2 protein-coding genes and 1 pseudogene are annotated in these 1419 nt (G+C 72.7%); all 3 read left to right on the top strand.

The genetic code is table 11. From position 1 onward, the window contains the following. Positions 1–507, top strand: a pseudogene (locus tag ACFVN5_RS19720) (hypothetical protein); the annotation flags it as partial. Continuing rightward, positions 507–956: a phage holin family protein gene (locus tag ACFVN5_RS19715; protein WP_376957619.1), complete on the top strand. Its 450-nt coding sequence runs from the start codon at positions 507–509 to the stop codon at positions 954–956. The pseudogene ACFVN5_RS19720 and the gene ACFVN5_RS19715, both read left to right, overlap by 1 nt. Continuing rightward, on the top strand, positions 953–1419 hold a 467-nt coding region (locus ACFVN5_RS19710; RefSeq protein ID WP_376957617.1), incomplete at its 3' end, for a DUF3618 domain-containing protein. The genes ACFVN5_RS19715 and ACFVN5_RS19710, both read left to right, overlap by 4 nt.

The following is a 1419-nucleotide window of genomic DNA, read 5'->3' as shown; positions in this document are numbered from 1 at the left end:
CGGTTGGCTGGCGGGCTGCGCTCGGCGGGCTCCGAGTTCTCGGAGATGGCGAGCGCCTCGACCGACTCGGGTTACGCCTCCGAGCTGGTGCGCGGGGCCGGCGAACGCGCCGACGCCGTTGCACGCTGGCTCGAGCAGCGCGACCCGCGTTCGGTGCTCGAGGAGGTCAAGGGCTTCGCGCGGCGCCGTCCGGGCGTCTTCATCGCGATCGCGATCGGCGCCGGCGTCCTGGCCGGCCGGGTGACCCGGGCGATCATGTCGCCGCCCGATGAGAACGGCTCCTCCGGCAGCCGCGCCGTCATGACCGGGCCGGACGCGCGCGCCGAGTTCACGCAACCGTCGGTGCCGCCGGTCCGCGAGGTCCGGCCGCCCGCGGCGACCACGGTGAGCACGGGGTACCCCGGCTCGACCGGAACCGGGACGACCGGTGCCGGCACGATGCCCGGCACGGGCGTCGGCGGGGCCGGCGACAGCACGTACGGCGCGCCGGGGACGGGCGGTGCCTGATGGGCGATCCACGTCATTCGTACGACGCGTCGTACGACCCGACCCTGACGCCGTCCGAACGCCAGGCGGAGGCGAACACCCTCGGCGACCTCCTCGCCGAGGTCTCCCGCGACGTGTCCACGCTGATGCGCCAGGAGGTCGAGCTCGCCAAGGCCGAGATCCGCGAGTCCGCGAAGCGGGCCGGGCGCGGGGCCGGACTCCTCGGCGGTGCCGGTGTGGCCGGCCTGCTCGCCCTGGTGTTCCTCTCGGTCGCGCTGTGGTGGGGCCTCGGCTACCTGATGGGCAACGCCTGGTCCGCGGTGATCGTGGCCGTGCTGTGGGGCGTCGTCGCGCTCATTCTCGCGCTGACGGGCAAGAAGCAGATCGAGGAGATCAGCGGGGTCCCGCAGACGGTCGAGACCGTGAAGGAGATCCCGGAGACGTTGAAGAGGAATGAGGAGAACCGATGAGCAACCCCGATGAGATCCGCGCCGACATCGAACGCACCCGCACCGAGCTCGGCCAGGACGTCGACGCGCTCGCCGACAAGGTGACCCCGTCGAAGATCGCCGAACGCCAGACCCGGAAGGTGCGCCGCGCCCTGACCTCGGTCAAGGACCACGTCATGGGCGTCGCGTCCGACGTCGGCGACACCACCCACGACGCCGCGGACCATGTCGGCGACGCCGTGGCCGACGCACCCCGAAAGGTCGCGTCCACGACGCGCGGCAACCCGATCGCGGTCGGCCTCATCGCGTTCGGCGTGGGCTGGCTGGCCGCGTCGCTGGTGCCGGCGTCGAAGGTCGAACGGCAGGTCGCCGACCAGGCGAAGGATGCCGCGGCACCCCTCGTCGACGAGGTCAAGGAGATCGCCGCCGAGACCGCCGACCACCTCCGCGAGCCCGCGAAGGAAGCGGCTGACGCCGTCAAGGA

The organism is Agromyces sp. NPDC057865, from assembly GCF_042796995.1.
In the GTDB taxonomy this organism is placed as follows: domain Bacteria; phylum Actinomycetota; class Actinomycetes; order Actinomycetales; family Microbacteriaceae; genus Agromyces.
Note: the sequence above shows the minus strand (reverse complement) of the source record. Positions and strands in the feature narration are given on the sequence as shown.

Excerpts from the sequence above, each read along its gene's own strand:
- ACFVN5_RS19715 (WP_376957619.1), top strand. The coding sequence starts at position 507 with ATGGGCGATCCACGTCATTCGTACGACGCGTCGTACGACCCGACCCTG.